An 18,808-nucleotide genomic window follows, 5' to 3' on the forward strand; every position below is an offset into this window, starting at 1 on the left:
GCTATTCGACTACCAGTCGCTTGGTCACAATCGTGGCGCCCGCGTGCAGGCGCAGCGTGTACACCCCAGCCGCCAGCCCGTCGAGCGGCAGCAGGAAGCTGGTGCCGGCCGGCTGCAGGGCCACCGCCGTTTGCGTCACCCGCTGGCCCAGGCTGTTGAGCAGTTCGGCTTGCACCGTGGCGCTGCCGGCCGTGGCCGGCAGCAGCACCCGCACCTGCTGGTGCGCCGGGTTGGGGAAGAGCTGCACCGTGGCGGCTGAGAAGGCCGGGGCGGTGCCGAGCGGTGCCGCCGGCGCCAGGTTCAGCCAGAAGCGGCCGGTGGCGCTGTTCAGCGTGGCCGCGCTCACCGTGAAGGCGTAGGCGGGCTGCTGGCGCAGGTCGGTGCGCTGGCCGGTGAGGGCGTCGTAGAGCTCCACGGCGGTGGTGGCGGGCCAGTTTAGCAGCCCGGCGGCCGTCAGCGTGTAGGCACCTACCGCCGGCACGCCCACTTGCAGCGGGATGCTGGTGGTGGCGGCCAATTGAGCCGGGGCCAGGCCATTGATGGCCAACGCCTCATTGCCCACCAGCGAGCCCAGGTTGAGGCCGCTGGGGTTGGCCAGCTTCACGGCGTCGAAGGCGCTTTCCACGGCGGGGCTGGCCCCGACTTCGGCGTAGAGGTAGGCATCATCGGCGGGGCCGGTGCTGCCGCGCAAACTCAGGTGCAGCTGCGGCCGGAGGTCGGCGGTGCTGCGCTGGAAGGCGGGGTCGGTGGTGCGGAACTCGCGGATGCGGTGCGAGTTATTGAGGATGAGCGTGGCCGGGGCCGAGGCGCGCACGAAGAAGCCTTGGCCGCTGGGCACCACGGGGCTGCCCAGGCCCACGCCGTTCACGTAGCTGCGGTATTGGCCGGTGTATTGCCCGGTGCTGCCAAACACGTAGAGCGCCGCATCGAGGCCGGCCGGCCGCGTTACCAGGCTCCAGTCGAGCGGCGCGGCGAAGGGGTTGCCCACCAGGTGCCAGCCGGCCTCGGCGCTGGGCGTGAAGCTCAGCGGCAGGCTCACGGGGGCGTTGTTGAGCGCGCCCACGAAGTCCACTTTTTCGGAGGCCGGGATGTTCACGGTGTAGCCGCGGCCCAGGGTGAGCGTGCTGGTGGTGGGCACCTCCCAGCCCTTATCGAAGGCCGAGAAACCGGTGGCCACGCTGCCCGGAATCCGTGCCTCGTCGTAGCCGAACACCGTGGGGAAGGGCGTCACGTTGCCCGGTGTGGCGCTGGTGTTGTAGCTGGTGGTGAGCGTGGGGACGAAGCCGGGGGTCTGCAAATCGGCGAACGGCGCGTTGAGCACCGGCGACGAATAGTGGCGGTAGCCGGCCCCGGCGTTCTGGCTGGGGTCAATCCAGCGCTGCACGGTGGCCGGGCCGGTCATAGTGGGGTTGGTGGTGCCGTTGTAGGCCACCAGCGCTGTGCCGGCGGCGGAGGACAGCAGCGTCAGCGCCTGGCTGTTAGTACTGAAGTTGGCATTCACTTCGAGCACCTGGGCCACGGCCACGGGCTGCGTCAGGGTCAGCGGCTGGCTCACGTTGCGGAGGTTGCGCACGGTGTCGGGCAGGCCCGCGCCAGTTTGCTGGGGCGCCAGGCCGTCGTACACGTAAGTAGCATCATCACTAAAGCTGCGGGTGCCGCTGAGCTGGATACTGCCCGTCGCGCCGCTGGCGCTGATGCCCGCCGCATCGCAGATGCGCAGGGTGCCGCCGGCCGCCAGCACGAAATTACCCGCGCCGGTGATGGCGGCGCAGGCCGCGCCGCCGGGGGCCAGGGTGCTCAGCACGCCGCCGCTCTGCACGGTGAGGGTACCGGTCACGAGCAGGTCGGCACTGAGGTGCAGCGTGCCGGTGATGGTGACGTTGCGGTAGCTGCCGCCGGGCAGGGTTTGCAGCGCGCTCACCACCAGGTCGGGCAGCACCGAGCCGAGCGTGATGCCGGCTTCGGCCACCGTTTTGAGGGCCTCGCGGTTGTCGGTGCTGTCCACGGCCAGGGTGAAGAAGTCGTAGTGCGTGTTGGGCAGGCCGGTGAAGGTGTAGCTCAGGCCGGGCACGTCCTGCGCCACCCGCGTGAAGGCCCCGCCGTCCTGACTGGCGTAGATATCGAAGGCCCGCAGGCCCGAGCCGCCCGCGTCGTCGCTGGCAGTCCAGGTGAGGCTCACCACGTTGCCGGGCTGGGTGGCGGGCAGGGTATTCACCTGACTCACCGGCACGCCGGCGTCGAGGATATTCACCCAGCGGTTGGTGGCGATGGGCGGATTCACGTCGAACACGATGCTGGCCTGGGCGGCCAGCGTATCGCCGGTGGCGGCCGTGGCGCTGCCCTGGATGATGTAGTTCAGGAAGCCTTGGCCGCGGCCGGTGCTGTCGTTGAGGGCCAGGAAGCCCTTGTTAGGGTCGAGCGGGGCCACCCCGGTGGCGGGGTCGATGGTTTCGAGACGCCAGATGAGCTGGCGGCCCACCACGTCCACGGTGCCCAGCACGCGCACGTCGTAGCCCAGCGAGTCGGGCATGTCGAGCGTGGCCGAGTAGGTCGAGGAATTGGCCGGCACCTGGAAGGTGAGCGTGTCCCAGCCGAAGCTGCCGAGGCGGAAGGTGCGCGGGTCGGAGGCCGGGCCCAGCGGCACGGTCACGCGCACCACCTGGGCCGGCGCGGTGGCCAGCGCGGGGTCGTTTTCAAACTGCACCTGATAGTTGAGCGGGGTTTGCACCCCCACCATCTTGCGGGTGCCCACGCCGTTGGGGCCCACTATCAGGTTGGGGTCGGCCGAACCCACCACCAGCGTGCACGACAGCCCGCGGCCCTTGTAAGTGAAGACAATGGAGTCGGCGCAGCCCACCAGTGCGGGCGGGTAAGTGTTGCCGTCGAACGGGTTGGGGCGGAAGGGCCGCACGCATTCCGTGACGCCCGTGGTGCCGCACATGCCGCCGGGAATGGCAATATCCACCGAGCGGGCCGTGTAGCCGGTCTGCGGATTCAGGCGCAGCCAAGTGGTATCTACCAAGCCCAGACGGGTGTAGTAGCGGGTCAGGCTGTCGGTCCAGGCGCTGGCGCTGGCGGCCAGCGAGGCCACGCCGGCCGGGTACTGGGCCGGGGCGGCCAGCACGGCGGCGCGGTAGCGGGCAATGTGGTCGAGCGTCTGGCGGGTGTACCATTCCTCGGTGAGGGCGGCCTGGTTCCACACCACCGGCAGAAATTGATTCACAGCGAGATTGGCCGTCAGGCGCAGGTTCACCTGGATGATTTCGCCGGGGCGCAAATCCTGGGCGATGAAGGGCAGCACTTCGGTCAGGCCGTCGTCGAGGCGGTTGCGCGGGGTGGCGCTGGCCGCCGCGTTGGTGAAGTCCGACTTCTTGCGCACGTTGGGCGTGTGGGTGATGACGGGGTTCAGGCCCGGCGGCAGGTCATACTGGAACTCCCAGTAGGGCACGTCGAGGTTCGAGTTGTTCTGCAGGAAGTAGGTCCAGTTGCCATTGGCCCCCGCCCGGATGGTCTGGGGGATAATGGTGGCAAAGTCCACGTCGAGCGGCCGGGCGGTTTCCACGGTCAGGCCATCGGTGAGCTGCACGCGGACGGCGCCGTTGGCGGCCACCACGTTATACACGCCCACGCTCAGCGTGTCGAGGCGCCAGCGCAGGGTCACCTCCGTGCTGTTGCGGAAGCGCAGCACCTGCGCCTCGGCCCGGATGGTGGGGTCGAGACCCTTGGTGAGGAAGAAGCGCGTGGCCGGCGTGCGGCGGAAGCCGGCGCCCAGCACCTGGGTGGTCACGCGCCCCTGCCCTACCCGGTTGGCCGCGATGCTGCGCACCTGGAAGCCCAGCGTATCGGCGTAGAGCGTGGCGGTTTGCAGGCTCGGGTAGGCGTAGGGCGTTTTCACCAGCACGTAGTAGGGGCCGGCGCCGGTGGTGGGCACCAGGATTTCCTGGCTCGTACTCACCTGGTTGAGGTAGATGAAGTCGTAGTCGGCGGCGGTAGGCACGCGGTTGTAGGCCACGTACATCTCGTTCTGACCCAGGCTCTGGGTGCTGGTCAGAGTCAGCACCATGTCCTTGTTGGCGCCGGGCGTCACGCGGTAATACACTATCGAGTCGGCCATCAGCGGGAAGCTGGTGGGGGTGCGCAGCGGCAGCGTGTTCACGCCCAGGCTGAGCAGGTTGCCGGCGTCGGTGATGTTGTTGTTGGCCGCCGGGCTGCTCACCGGCCCTTCGTAGATGTCGTTGAAGAGGTTGGTGGCCATCAGCCCGTGGTAATTGCCGGGCAGGATGCCCTGCAGGCGCGAGCGCACCACCCCGTTGATGGTCTGGCTGGGGGCAATGGCCACGTTCTGGGTGCGCGAGGCAAAGAGCTGGTCTACCGCCCCGTCCATCGTGGCGTCCTGACTGAGGTAGAGGCCGTCTTTCAGCTGGCCCACGGCGGGGTTGATGCCCTGGTTGCGCACCTGGTAGTGCACGGTCATGGTCTGGCCGAGCACGCGGTTGGCGGGGAGGGTTACGCTGGTTACCACTAGGTCGGCCGGCTCGGGCACGCGGATGAGGATGTTGCCCTGCACCACGTTGTTGAGCTCCTGCTGGTGCTCATACACCGTGCCGTACTGAATGGCCCCGCCCCAGAGCTGCGTGGGGTAGTAGCCGTTCACGCCCGACTGGTCGGCCACCAGGAAAATGTAGTAGTTGCCCGACAAATAAGCCGGAATGGTCACTGGCAGCGCCACCGAGTAGCTGGCGCCCGCGCCCAGCGTGCCCGCGTGGCGGTAGGTGCCGATGCGAATGGCGCCGTTCACCGAAGGCGAGGTGCTGAGGTAAATGGCGTCGTCCCAGTCGCCTTCCAGCGTGGCGCCCACGCCCTGGTTGCGGATGGTGAAGGGCACCGTCACCTGCTGGCCGGCCACTACGTCGGTGGGCAGGGTGTAGGTGGTGGGCAGCAGGTCGGCGGGCGGCGTGAGGGTGATGGGCAGCGCCGTGCTGCGGAAGTTGTTGCCCGGATTGGTGTCCACCAACACGCTCGACACGTTGCTGTTGCAGTAGCCGCGCCCGTCGGGCACGCCGGCCTTGCCGATGACGAAGAAATTGCCCTGCAGGCCGTGGGGCAGGCGCACGGTCACGGTGCCGTTGTAGCTGCTGCCCACGGCCAGGTCGCCGTTGCGCGTCACGCCGCTCAGCAGCAGGTCGCTGTTGTCGAGCGTGGCGTCGGTGGAGAGGAAAAACTGGTCCTGCCAGCCGGTGGCCAGGGTGCGGAAGGCGCCCTGGTTGTCCACGCTCCAGCTCAGGCCGATGGTCTGGCCCGAGAAGGCCGTGCCAGTGGTGCTGAGTACGGTTAGGCGCAGGTCGTCGGAGTAGTGGTAGGTGAAGGCGTGGCGGCGCTCGTTGTTGTTCTCGAAGTTGAACTCGTACACCGAGTTGCCACTGTCGGTGTGCAGCAGCAGCTCGTAGTTGCCGGGCGTCACGCTGCGCGGAATGGTTAGCGTCATCGAACCCGAGTAGCTCGCGCCCACGGCCAGCGGACCGATGCGGGTGGCGGTGCCCAGCAGCAGGCAGTTGGGCCCGCCGCCCGGCGTTACCAGGTAGATGGCATCGGTCCAGGTGCCGCCGGCGGCACCCACCGCCCCGCTGTTGTTGCGGACGGTGTAGTTCACCGTGAAGGTCTGGAAGGCATCCACATCGGCCGGGCCGGTGAAGGCGGTGGGCTGCAGGTCGGCGTAGGTGAGGCCCACGGCCACGGGCTGGGCCGAGCGGCGCAGGTTGTTGTTTTCGAAGTTGTATTCGAACACGTTACCGCGCGTCGAGCCGCTCACGTAGTCGGCGTAGCCATACACGTAGTAGTTGCCCGAAATGCCGTTGGGGATGTTCAGCGTCACGGTGCGGCGGTAGTGGTGGTTCACGGCCAGCGTGTCGCCGCCGAATACGCTGGTGCTGCCCACGGCAATGGCCGTGCCGGGGTCAAACGTCGCCGAGGGGCACAGCCAGAACTGGTCGGACCAGTACCGTTCCTCGGGCACGGGCGCGTTCAGGCCGCCGTTTTTTACGTCCCAGGTCACGGTGAATGAATTGCCGGCCAGGGCGTTGCTTGGGGCCGTGAGGGCGATGGGCTGCAAGTCGGCCGGCGGACGCAGGATGATTTGCACCGGCTCCGGTGAGTTCACGTTGTTGGTGCTGGCGGTTTCAAACACCACGTTGTCGGTATCGGTGTAGGCGTAGAAGTAGCGCGTGCCGAACTCAGTGTGCGGAATGCGTACGCTCACGATGCGGTCGTAGAATTCATTGGTGGCCAGCGTGTCGGTCACGCGCTGGCGGCTCAGCGAAATGGCGTTCGGCCCCAGCGACAGGCGGCCGGTGTTCTGGCTGATGTTGAGAATGGTATCGGGCGAGATGAAGAACTCATCGAAGCGCGGCACGGTCACCGTCACCGGCCCGCGGTTGTACACGCGGTAGCGCAGCTGCACGTCGGTGTAGCCCACCGAGGGGTCGGGCGGCGACACGAAGTTTTCGAGCGAGAAATCCGGCGTCTGCGGTACTATCATCAGCGTGCGCTTGGGCGAGCGGCGGCGGTTGTTGAGGTAGTCGGTTTCGAGCAGCTGCCCGTTGGCATTGGCCCGCACAAACACGTAGTAATAACCGGCCTGCGAGTACGGCACGGTGAAGGTGGCGTTGGTGATGTAGGTGCCGTTGGGCTGCAGGAAGGTGGTGTTGCCCCAGTCGCCCACCCGGATGGCGGTGTCGGTATTGAACACCGAATCCTGGCTCAGCCACACGTCGTCGCGCCACTGCTGGGCCAGGGTGCTGCCCAGGCCGGTGTTGGTCACGTTCCAGCTCATCTGCATGGTCTGGCCGGCGTACACGGTATCGGGGTTTTGGATGAAGCTCACCCGCAAGTCTGGCAGCTCGCGCAGGCCGAAGGCGAACACCGGCCCCGGCGTGGCGAAGCAGGCATTGCGGGCCACCACGCGCCAGCGGTACTGCGCCCCGTAAGGAATTGAGCCGTTGAAAGTGTACTGCAGATTGGTGAGCCCGCTGGCGGTGGGTGTGGCGGGCTGGGTGCCGCTGGCTGGCCACACGTAGAGGTCGTAGGTGCTGGTGTTGCCACCCGGCGACCACGTGAACGTGATGGGCAGACTGAGCCCATTGGAGCCATCAATGGGCTGCATCTGGCTGACCACGCCCGGCGCCGCCGTGGCCGGGTTGATGCTGACGGCCTGGCTGAACGGATAGGTGCAGCCGGCCGCATTCGTCACTACCACCGAGTAAGTGGTGGCCACCGTGGGCGCGGGCGAGATGCTGGCCGTGGTTTCGCCGCCCGGGCTCCAGAGGTAGCTGGCGCCCGGGCCGGCGTTGCTCACCGTGAGGGTCACCGGCTGGCCGGTGCAGGTGCTGGTGGCCGAGGCACTGAACGTGGGCAGCGGCAGCACCGGCAGCGGCTGGGTAGCGGTGCTGGAGCAGCCCGCGCCATCGGCGTAGGTGTAGGTGATGGTGTGGGTGCCCACGCCCGCCGTGGTGGCGTTGAACTGCCCGCTGCTCACGCCGGGGCCGCTGTAGGTGCCGCCGGCCGGGCTGCCGCCCGTCAGGGTGAAGGCGGCGGCCTGGTAGCAGCGCGGGGCCTGCGCCGCCAGCGTCACGGTGGGCAGGGCGCGCACTTCGAGCGTGCGGGTAGCAGTGGCCGAGCAGCTGGTGCCAGCCGTGTAAGTGTAGGTGATGGTGTAGGTGCCCACGCCCGCCGCGGCGGGGTTGAAGGAGCCCGCCACCGTGCCATCGACGCGGTAGGTGCCGCCGGCCGGCGAGCCGCCCGTCAGGGTGAAGGCGGCGGAGTTGATGCACACGGGCGCCAGCGCGGCCAGCGTTACCGCGGGCGGGGCCGTCACGGTCAGGTCGCTGCCGTTGGTGTTGCTGGTGGCGGCGGGGTTGCTGCCTACCAGCCGGATGCGGTAGCCGCTGGTGCCCGCCGTGGCAGCCGGCAGCGTACCCGAAATCGTGCCGTTGCCCAGGCCGCTAAACGCCACCGTGCCAATAGCCATGGGGCTGGCAAACGAGCCGCTGGCATCGGAAAGCTGCGCCGTGATGGTATTGCCGGCCGCAAAGCCTACCCCTGCCACGTTGAAAGTCATGGCGAAAGCCGTGGCCGGGCACAGCGGCCCCGCGAAAGCCGTGAGACTCAGTAACGGCGCGGTGGCGGCCTGCACCGTCACGTCCACGAAGCTGCTGAAGGAGCAGCCGCCCAGCGTCACCAGGCAGGTGTAGCGGTTCACGCCCACGTTGGTATTGCTGGGCACGGTGGGGTTTTGCAGGTTCGAGCTAAAGCCCAGCGGCCCGCTCCAGGCGTAGGTGGCGCCGGCGTAAGTGGGAGTCAGCGTCAGGGCGATGGTGCTGCCGTAGGGCACCGAGGCCGGGCCGCCGGCCTGGCTGACGGGCGTCGTATTAATAGTCAGGTCGGTGGCATTGGCCGTGCCCACGGTGGCGGGGTCCGAGGCTACCACGCGCACGCGGTAGCCGGTGCCGCCGGCTATGGTGTTGGGCACCGTGCCCGACAGCGTACCGCCCGCCGAGCCCGACGAAATCAGCGTGCCAAACAAAGGATTGCCGCTGCTGAACACCCCGCTGGCATCCGAGAGCTGCAGCTGGAACGCGTTGCCCGGCCCGTAGCCGGCCATGCTGGTAGTGAAAGGTACCGTGATGGTAGCCCCGGCACAGAAGCTGGTCGGCGATACCGCGCCCGTGGTGATGATGAGCGGGAAGGTATAATTGCTTGCCGAGCAGCCCGTGCCCTGCGCCGTGGTCACGCAGATGGGGCCCGTGGGCGCGCCGGCCGGGGCGGCCACCGTCAGGCTGGTAGCCGTGTTGCCGGTGATGGACCCCGTAGCCGCCACACCCCCGAAGGTGACGCTGGTGGCCCCGCCCAGATTGGTGCCGGTGAGGGTGACGCTGGTGCCGGCCGGGCCGCTGGTGGGCGTGAAGCTGCTGATAGTGGGCGCCGTCAGCACCGTAAAGCTGCTGGCGCTGGTACCGGTGCCGCTGGGCGTAGTCACCGTCAGCGGGCCGGTGCTGGCGCTGGCCGGCACGGTGGCCGTGATGCTGGTGGCCGAAACTACGGTGAAGGTGGTAGCCGCCGTGCCGTTGAACGCCACGGCCGTGGCCCCGGTGAAGCCGGTGCCGGTAAGGGTGACGCTGGTGCCCACGGCCCCGCTGGTGGGCGTGAAGCTGCTGATGGTGGGCGGCACGAGCACCACGAAGCTGTTGGTGCTGAGCGCCGTGCCGCTGGCCGTGGTGACGGCAATCTGGCCGGTGGTGGCGCCGGTGGGCACCGTTACGGTCAGCTGCGTGGCCGAGCCGACGGTGAACACCGGGGCATTCACGCCATTGATGGCCACGGCGGTGGCGCCGGTCAGGTTGCTACCCGTCACCGTGACGACGGTGCCGATGGGGCCGCTGGCCGGCGTGAAGCCGCTGATGCTGGGCATGGTGGCATTGGGACCGGGGGGGCCGCCGGTGGTGCCGCCGTTGCCGGGGCCGCCGGGCGTGCCGGTGCCGCCCGAGCCATTGCCGCCGGGCGGGCCGCCGGTGCTGCCGCCGTTGCCGGGCAGCTGCGCCACGGCACTCAGCGCGAAGGAAATCAGAATAACCAGCAGCCCCAGCCGGCGCGCAAAGTCGAATAAATGTTTCATGACAAAAACATTAAGAAGGTAAGTGAATGGAATAGCGAAGCGGGCCGCCGCCGGGCGGCGGCAGCCCACCGTTGCTTATTCCACCACCAGCCGGTGGGTGAGTTGACCATTGCTGCCCTCGGCCTGGATGCGCACCAAGTAGATGCCAGCCGCCAGCCCCTGCACCGGCAGCGTGGCGTGCGCCGCCGTGCCGGTGGCCGCCGTGGTGGCGGGCACCAAGAGCTGGCTCACGCGCTGCCCCACGGCATTAAGCACGCTCACCTGCAGCTGCCGGACATTGGCGGGCAAGCCCGTCACGCTGAGCGTCACGGCCGCACCGGCGGTGTGCGCCGTCGGGTTGGGGTAGAGGCTCACGAGGGCACCGGCCAGCTGCGGGCGCGTCGCCAGCGGACTGCCCGCCGGGCGGAACACCACGCTGAAGCGCCCGGCATACGGCTCATTGGCCGCGATGCTGAAGGTGTAGCTGGCCTGGGCAGCCAGGTTGATGAAGCTGCCCGTGAGGGCGTCGCGCAGGAACACCGTGGTGCCGGCCGGGCCGAAGTTCAGCAGCTCGGCGGCGGTGATGGTGAAGGTGCCGGCGGCGGGCGGACTCACCCACAGCGGCACCACTTCGTCGGCGGTGCCGGCGAGGGGGGCGCGGCCGTCTACCGAGAGGGGCATGTCGGGCGTGCCGGGCACGGGGGCGGCTACCGTAGAGAGGTAGAGGCCGTTGGAATTGGGCAGCTTGTAGGCGTCGTGCTGGCCGGTGTAGGGGTTGGTGGCCCCGGCTTCGAAGTACACGAAAGCGTCGTCGGTATCAGCGCCGCCGGCGGCTTGCAGCACCAGGTGCAGCAGGGGCCGGGTGTCGCCGGTGCTGCGCTGGAACTGGGGCTGGCCGGCGTAGATGGTGCTGCGGTTGCTGTTATTCAGGCTGATGCTGCCGGTGGTGCCGGGCGTGCTGGAGCGCACGAAGAAGCCCTGCCCGGCCGGAATGAGGCCGGTGCCAGCCCCTACCCCATTCACGAAAGAGCGGTAGCGCCCCACGTAGCCGGCCGTGCTCTGGAACACATACACGGCCGCATCGACGCTGTTGAGCGCGGCACCCGAGACGGTGCCCCAGTCCAGCGGCGAGGGGTACGGGTTGCCCACCAGGTGCCAGCCGGCTTCGGCCTGCGTGCCCCGGGTAAGGCCGCTGATGGTCTGGGCCCCGTTGTTGAAGGTACCGGTGAAATCCACCAGCTGCTGGTTGCCGATTTGCACGGTGTAGCCGCGGCCTACGGTCAGGGCGTCGCTCAAAGAGTTAGGTGAGAAGTAGCCCTGGTCGAAAGCCGAGTAGTTGCTGGTGGGCGTGGCCAGGCGGCTTTCGTTGTAGCCGAACACGGTGGGGTACACGCTCAGGTTGCCGGGCAGGGCGGCGGTGTTGTAGGCCGGGTTCACTACCGGCGTGAAGCCGGTATTGGTGGCCAGGTCGGCCACCGTGGAGCCCGTTACCGGGGCGCTGTACATGCGGTAGCCGCCGGTGCCGGTGTTGCCGCTGGCGTCGATGTAGCGCTGCATGGTGCCGGTGGCGCCCTGCACCGTGCCGCTGCCCTCGTTCCACACCAGGGCGGTGCCGGCGGCGCTGCTCAGCAGCGTCAGGGGCTGGCCGTTGAGCAGCAGGCTGCCGGTGGTCAGGCGCACGGTTTCCTTCACGGCCAGGGGCTGGGTCAGGGTCACGTTGGCAGCGTTGATGATGGTCAGGCCCAGGGCCTGGGCGGGCAGACCGGCGCCGGTAATCTGGGCGCCGCTGCCGTTGTAGACGTAGCTGGCGTCGGGGCTGAAGGTGCGGGGGCCCGTCACCTGCAAGGCGCCGGTGCTGCCGCTGGCACTCAGGCCGGCCGGGCTGCAGATGCGCAGCGTGGCGCCGGCCGCCAGCACGAAGCCGCCCGGCCCGCCAATGGCGAAGCAGCCATCGGCGAGGCTGCCGCCGGTTTGCACCGTGAGGGTGCCGGCCACGGTGATGTTGCCGGCCAGCGTGCCGTTGCCGGTGCCGGTCACAGTCACGTTGTTATACACGCCGGCCGGGATGGTCGTGGTCGTGCTCACTGTCAAATCCGACGGGGCCGAGCCTACCGTGAACACCGTGGCGCTGGTGGCCGTGCCGCCCGGCGTGGTCACCGAGATAGTGCCGGTGGTGGCCGTTACGGGCACGCTGGTAGCGATGGTGGTGGCGTTGGTGACGGAGAACGGCGCGTTAGTGCCGTTGAACTGCACCGTGGTGGCGCCGCTGAAGCCGGTGCCCGTGATGGTAACCGAGGTGCCGCCGCTGCCCGAGCTGGGCGTGAAGCTGCTGATGGTGGGCACCGGCGCCGTGAGCACAAACGAAGTGTTCGACGTAGCCACGCCGCCGGTAGTGGTGACGCGGATGGGACCGGTGCTGGCGCCGGCCGGCACCGTGGCCGTGACGCTGGTAGCCAAGCCGGCCGTAAACGTAACGGCCGGTACGTTATTAAAGCTCACGCCCTGCAGCCCGTTCAGATTAGCCCCGGTGATGGTGACCACCGTGCCCACCGGCCCACTGGCCGGGGTGAAGGAGAGGATGGTGGGCGGCGCCACCATCTTGAAGGTAGCCAGGTTGTCGCGGCCCACACCGCCCGCAGTGCTGAAGCTGCCGCCCACCACCAGCGTGTCGTTGGAAAGCGTCAGGGCGTAGCCGTAGCCGTTGAGGCCGGGCAGGGTGATGAGGCTGCCGGTGGCGGCCGTCACGGCGGCCAGGTAGCTGGCCGATAAGCCATTCACCTGCGAGAACTGGCCGGTCATCGTCACGAAGTCGGCGCTGGCGTCGATGTCGTACACCGTGCTGTTGGTGTTGGACGTCCAGGAAGTGGCGGCGCCGGTGGTTTTGCTCAGCGCCCCGATGTAGGCGCGCGGCTGGCCGTCGAGGGTGGTGAAGGAGCCGCCCACGTAGAGGTTGCTGGCGTTCTGGGCCAGGGCGTGCACGGTGCTGTTGGGGTTGGGCGCGAAGGAGGTCAGCGCGCCCGAGGAGGCATTCACGGCGCCCAGGTAGCTGCGGGCCGAGCCGCCCAGGGTGGTAAACTGCCCGCCCACGTACAGAGTCGGGCCGTCGAGGGCCAGGTTGTACACGGCGTTGTTGGCGCCAGGGTTGAAGGCCGTGAGGGCGCCGGTGGCGGTGGTGAAAGACGCCAGATAGTTGCGCGTGGTAGCGCCCACGGCGGTAAACGAACCGCCGACGTAGAGCGTGCTGCCATCTGTTTTCAGAATGTGGACCGTGCTGTTAAGGCCAGGATTAAAGGCCGTGACCACGCCGCTCGTGGCGTTCACCGCGCCCAGGCGCAGGCGGCCCGCGCCGTCGAGGCTGGTGAACGTGCCGCCTACATATAAGGTGTTGCCGGCCAGGGCCAGGGCCTCCACCTGCCCGCCCGCCGGGTTGGGCTGGAAGCCGGTCAGTATCTGCCCGGTGTTCACGTTGTAGGCAAAGAGGTTATTGATGCCGTACGCCCGCAGGGTGCTGAAGGAGCCGCCCAGCACCACGGCGCTGCCGCTGGCATTCAGGGCGTTTACCGTGGTGTTGGGGCCGGGGTTGAAGCTCGTGAGGGCGCCCGTGCCCAGGGTGAAGCCGGCGGCGTAAGCGCGGCTCTGGCCGGCGATGGTGCTGAAGCTGCCGCCCGCATACAGCGTGGTGCCATCAGTGGCGATGGTGTGCACCGTGCTGTTGGGGCTGGGGTTGAAGGCCGTGGCGGCGCCGGTGCCGGTATCTACCGCCCCCAGACGGGTGCGGGTGAGGCCGCCCAGGGTGTTGAAGGAGCCGTAGGCGTAGAGCGTGCTGCCGTCGCGCAGCAGACCGTTCACGGCGCCGTCGGCGCCGGGGTTGAAGGAGGTGTAAGTGCCATCGGCGCTGAGCTGAAACAGGCCCTGCCGGGCGGCCGTGGTGAGGTAGCTGAACGAGCCACTCAGCGTGAGAGCCGTGCCGCTCACGGCCACGGTGTTCACGGTGGTATTCAGGCTGGGGGCCAGGCTGGTGAGGGCGCCCGTATTCAGGGTGAAGCCCGCCAGGTAAGGCCGGGGCTGCCCGGCAATGGTGCTGAAGCTGCCGCCCACGTACAAGGTGGTGCCATCCGAGGCCAGCGAATTAACGGTGCTGTTGGGGTTGGGCACGAAGGCCGTGACGGCGCCGGTGCTGGTGTTTACGGCCCCGAGGCGGGTGCGCGTGAGGCCACCCAGGGTGGAGAACGAGCCTGCCACGTACAGCGTGGTGCCGTCGCGCAGCAGGCTGGTCACGGTGCCATCGGCGCCGGGGTTGAAGGCGGTGTAGGTGCCGGCGGCGGCCAGCTGAAACAGGTTTTGCCGGGCCGCGCCGGTGAAGTACGAGAAGGTGCCACCCAGCGCCAGGTTGCCGCCGTTGGCGGCGATGGCGTACACGTTGGCGTTGTTGCCGGCGTTGAAGCTGGTGATGGCGCCGGTGCTGAGGCTGAAAGCCGCCAGCGACTGGCTCTGCCCGCCGATGGTGCTGAAGTTGCCGCCCACGTACAGGTTCGTACCATCCGAGGCCAGCCCGTACACGCGCGCGTTGGCGCCGGGGTTGAAGGCCGTGACGGTGCCGGCCCCGGCCGTGCTCACCGCCCCGATGTAGTTGCGCGGCGCGCCGCCCAGCGTGCTGTAGCTACCGCCCACATATAAGGTAGTGCCGTCGCGCAGCAACTCGTTCACCTCCCCATTCACGCCGGGGTTGAAGGCCGTGGCCAGGCCCCCCGCGCTCACCTGAAACAGGTTCTGCCGGGCGCCGGTGCTCAGGTAATTAAAAGTGCCGCCCAGGGCCAGGCTGCCGCCGCTGGTGGCCAGGGCATACACGTTGGCGTTGTTGCCGGCGTCGAAGCTCGTCATGGCGCCGGTGCTGAGGCTGAAAGCGGCCAGCGACTGGCTCTGCCCGCCGATGGTGCTGAAGTTGCCGCCTACGTACAAGTTGGTACCGTCGGAGGCCAGGGCGTACACGCGGTTGTTGGCGTTGGGGTTGAAGGTGGTGGCGGCGCCGGTGCCGGTGCTCACCGCGCCGATGCGGTTGCGGGTCGCGCCGCTCAGGGTGGTGAAGTTGCCGCCCACGTACAGGGTCGTGCCCTCGCGCAGCAGCTCCGACACCTCGCTGTCGGCGCCGGGATTGAAGGTGGCCACCACGGCGCCGGTGCCTTTGTCCACGGCGCCCAGGTTGGCCCGGCCCTGCCCGCCAATCTGCGAGAAGCCGCCACCCAGGTACACGGTGCTGCCCTCCAGGGCCTGGCTATACACGTAGCCGTTCACGTTGGGATTGTAGGCCGTGAGGGCACTCGTGGCCAGGGCGATGGCCGCCGCGTGGTTGCGCGGCTGCCCGCCCATCGTGGTGAAGCCACCGGCGGCGTAGAGCGTCACGCCATCCGTCACCAGCGAATACACGATGTAGCTGGGGGCGGGGTTGAAGCTGGCAACCAGGGCGCCATTGGCAGCGTCCACGGCCGCCAGGTAGTTGCGCGGGGTGCCGGCCATCTGGTTGAAGGCGCCGCCCACGTACAGCACGCCGCCCGTGAGCACCAGCGACTCCACGTAGGCGTTGGGGTCGGGTGCGAAGGCGGGGTCGATGGTGTTGTTGGCCAATACGTGGGCCAGGTTGGCCCGGGCCACGCCGCCTATTTGCGAGAAGCCGCCGCCCACGTACCAGCCGCCGGTGCCATCAGCCACAATGCGCCGCACGTAGCCGTTGGTGGTGGGGAAGGCCAGCGTGGGCGTGCCGGTGCTGGTGCTCACCAGGGCCAGGTTGTCGGAGCGGTAGCCGATGTTGTTGAAGCCGCCGCCGGCAAACACGCCGCCCGCGCCGTCGGCCGTCAGGCTGTACACGTAGCCGTCGGGGCTGGCGGTGCGGGTGGCGGCGCCGGTGCCGGGGTTCAGGGCGGCCACGTAGCGCTGCTCCAGGCCGCCGATGGTGCCGAAGCCGCCGCCGGCATACAGCAGGCCGCCGGTCAGGTGCAGGGCATACACAATGTAGCTGGGGGCCGGGGCAAAGCCCGCCACCAGCGCCCCGGTGGTGGCATTCACGGCGCCCAGGTAGCTGCGGGCGCTGCCGCCCAGCTGCGAAAACTGTCCGCCTACATATAAGGTACCGCTGGCGGCCGTGCCGCTCAGGGCCAGGGACTCCACGGTGCTGTTGGGGTCGGGCGCGAAGGCGGGGTCGATGGTGTTATTGGCCAAGACGTGGGCCAGGTTGCTGCGGCTCACGCCGCCAATCTGCGTGAAGCTGCCACCCACGTACCAGCCGCCCGCGCCGTCGGCCACGATGCGCCGCACCATGCCGTTGGTGGTGGGGAAAGCCAGCGACAAGGTGCCGGTGCTGGTGCTTACCAGCCCCAGGTTGTCGGCCCGGTAGCCAACGTTGCCGAAGCTGCCCCCGGCAAACACGCCGCCCGCGCCATCGGCGGCCAGGGCGCCCACGTAGTTGTCGGGGCTGGCGGTGCGCGTAGCCACGCCGGTGCTGGTATTGAGCGCGGCGATGTAGCGCTGGCTCAGGCCCCCGATGGAGCCGAAGTACCCGCCCGCATACAGCACACCGCCCGTCAGGCTCAGCGCATACACCACGTTATTGGGGTTCGGCACGAAGCCCGGCACGATGGCGCCCGTGGCTGCGCTCACCGCCCCCAGGTAGTTGCGCGCCACGCTGGCCAGCTGCGTAAACTGCCCGCCTACATATAAGGTACCGCTGGTGGCGGTGCCGCTCAGGGCCAGGGCGTCCACGGTGCTGTTGGGCGCCGGGTCGAAGGCCGGGTCCACGGTATTGTTGGCCAGGATGTGGGCCAGGTTGCTGCGGCTCACGCCGCCAATCTGCGAGAAGCTGCCGCCGGCGTACCAGCCGCCCGCGCCGTCGGGCAGTAGCTGGCTGATGGTGCCGTTGGTGTTCGGAAAGGCCAGGTTGACCGCGCCGGTGCCGGTGTGCAGCTGCGTCAGCCGGTCTATCTGGTAGCCCAGGTTGCCAAAGCTGCCGCCCACGAACACGCCGCCCGCGCCGTCGGCGGCCAGGCTGGCCACGTAGTTGTCGGGGCTGGCCGTGCGCGTGGCGGCGCCGGTGCTGGTGTTCAGCGCGGCCAGGTAGCGCTGGCTCAGGTTCCCGATGGAACTGAAATAGCCACCCGCATACAGCACGCCGCCGGTCAGATTGAGCGCGTACACCACGTTGTTGGGATTGGGCGCGAAGCCCGCCACGATGGCCCCGGTGGCCGCGTTCACCGCGCCCAGGTAGTTGCGCGACACGCTGGCCAGCTGCGTAAAGGCCCCGCCTACATATAAGGTGCCGCTGGTGGCCGTGCCGCTCAGGGCCAGGGTTTCCACGGTGCTGTTGGGCGCCGGGTCGAAGGCCGGGTCCACGGCGTTGCTGGCCAGTACGTGCGCCAGGTTGGTACGAGCCACCCCGCCCAGCTGGGTGAAACTGCCGGCCACGTAGTAGCCGCCCACGCCGTCGGCGATGATTTTAGTGACCGTGCCGTTGGCCGTGGGGAAGGTCAGGTTGACGGCCCCGCTGCCGACGGCCACCTGCGCCAGGTTGGGCAGCCGGTACGTGAGCTCGCTAAACGAGCCCCCCACGTACTGGGTCGAGCCGTTGCGGAGCGTGGTGTACACCGGCCCGTTGGTTTGAATGTTGCTGGGCAACAGCCCCTGCGCCCGCACGGGCGCACCTACGCCGGCCGCAGCCAGCACCGCAGTCAGCAGCCAGCGCCCGGCCAGCGCCAGCGGCCGGCCAGGGGCAAAGAGCCCGCAGCTACTAGTAGCGCGGCCCCGAAAGGTGAGCAGAGGTTTTTTCATAAGGGAGAGAGTTATGAAGGTTGGGGAGATGATGACATTGCTAACCAGGGGCCTGCCGACATTCGCCACCCAGAATGATAGTACCATTCCAAGCGGAAATAGCATCGGGGCTTTCGCCGCCGCAAAGGAATACTATATTACCGCCGTTTGCAATACCCACTTTCGGGTATTTCACCAGTTCACTATGACATAATCATGTGATAACCCGCCCCTGCCCGCCCCGGCGGCCGGTGCCGGCACCCTCCTGCACACCACGGCGCCCCGGCGCAGCGGCCCCTTCCCCAGCAGGGAGGGCCGCCGCACCGGGGCGCCGGTGGGTGAGGTGCTGACCAGGGGAGCTTAGGGCACCACCACCGAATCCTGCCGCACGGTGAAGCCCGCGAAGTAGCCTACCGCTACCTGATTGGTGCCGGCTACCACGTTGCGCACGTTGGTGCGCACGTTGGCCGGCGTGGTGGCGAAGAGGCCCACGTTGTTTATCTGCGTAAACATCTCGTTGAGGTAGTAATAATAGTCGCGCGTGATGCTCGTCATTTCCACTTTTACCTTCTCGCCGCTGCGCAGGGGGTCATCGTTCAGCGGAATATCCCCGAGGTAGTTACCGTCGACCAGCTCATCCGAAAACACTCTTAGGTCGCCGGGGTCGTTGGCCAGGGTGTCGTTCTGCCAGGTCCGGATGCGCACGTAGTCGCCCACGCCCGGTAGCTCGGGGCCGTAGTAAATGGCGTACAAGCCCGGCTCGAAGCGCGGGGGCTGGTCTTTGCGCACCAGCCGCACACTGTCGATGGGCGGCGTACGACGAATCTCGGTTACAGCCTCGTAGGTCTGGCCCAGGGCGGTGAGGCGCAGCACGTAGGAGCCGCCGGTGCGGCCGCGCACGGTGCCGCGGCCCACGTAGCGGCCGGGGGCGGTTTCGCGCAGGGTGTCCACGGCGCCAAGGTCGTCCGTAAGTACCAGCAGGGCGCCCGATACCGTGGTCGGCGCGGCCTGGTTGAAGTAGCCCTGGGTGAGCGTCAGGCCAACCGTGGCCGGGCGGGCTTCATCGGTAATCTGGCCCTCCACGGCCAGCAGGGCGGGGCTCTCGGGCGTGTCGATGTTCACCACGTCGAGGCAGGAGCTGAGGCTGAGCGTGGCCAGGGCGGCCAGCAGCGCAAGGGTGGGTTTGGTCATAGCGAAAGCGGGAAGCGGAACGATAAGAGGAATGGGCCGGGTGGCACTAGCACGGCCGGGTACCGATAGTGCCAGTGTAGGACGAGCCAGCAGTAGGCGGTTGAAAACGGTTATGCCTGGCTTCAACATAACCGTGGGAAGCTCGGAAACGGTTATGCTGACGTCCGAAACGGTTAT

At 68.3% G+C, this 18,808-nt stretch carries 3 protein-coding genes; all 3 read right to left on the minus strand.

Features of this window, described 5'->3' with window-relative positions; genetic code table 11:
* Position 1 precedes the first annotated feature (1 nt).
* The gene (locus tag Q5H93_RS19060; protein ID WP_305008246.1) at positions 2–9,667 is read right to left on the minus strand and encodes a CARDB domain-containing protein; all 9,666 of its coding nucleotides are present in this window, start codon (positions 9,665–9,667) and stop codon (positions 2–4) included.
* 75 nt (positions 9,668–9,742) lie between these two features.
* On the minus strand, positions 9,743–17,461 hold the full coding sequence (locus Q5H93_RS19065; protein ID WP_305008247.1) for a DUF8693 domain-containing protein: 7,719 nt from the start codon (positions 17,459–17,461) through the stop codon (positions 9,743–9,745).
* A 339-nt stretch (positions 17,462–17,800) separates the two neighbouring features.
* Positions 17,801–18,631: a DUF4249 domain-containing protein gene (locus Q5H93_RS19070; protein WP_305008248.1), complete on the minus strand. Its 831-nt coding sequence runs from the start codon at positions 18,629–18,631 to the stop codon at positions 17,801–17,803.
* Positions 18,632–18,808 lie beyond the last annotated feature (177 nt).

This window comes from Hymenobacter aranciens, assembly GCF_030580865.1.
GTDB lineage: Bacteria > Bacteroidota > Bacteroidia > Cytophagales > Hymenobacteraceae > Hymenobacter > Hymenobacter aranciens.

Coding starts and splice junctions, on each gene's coding strand:
- Q5H93_RS19060 (WP_305008246.1), bottom strand. CDS start 9,667: ATGAAACATTTATTCGACTTTGCGCGCCGGCTGGGGCTGCTGGTTATT.
- Q5H93_RS19070 (WP_305008248.1), bottom strand. CDS start 18,631: ATGACCAAACCCACCCTTGCGCTGCTGGCCGCCCTGGCCACGCTCAGC.
- Q5H93_RS19065 (WP_305008247.1), bottom strand. CDS start 17,461: ATGAAAAAACCTCTGCTCACCTTTCGGGGCCGCGCTACTAGTAGCTGC.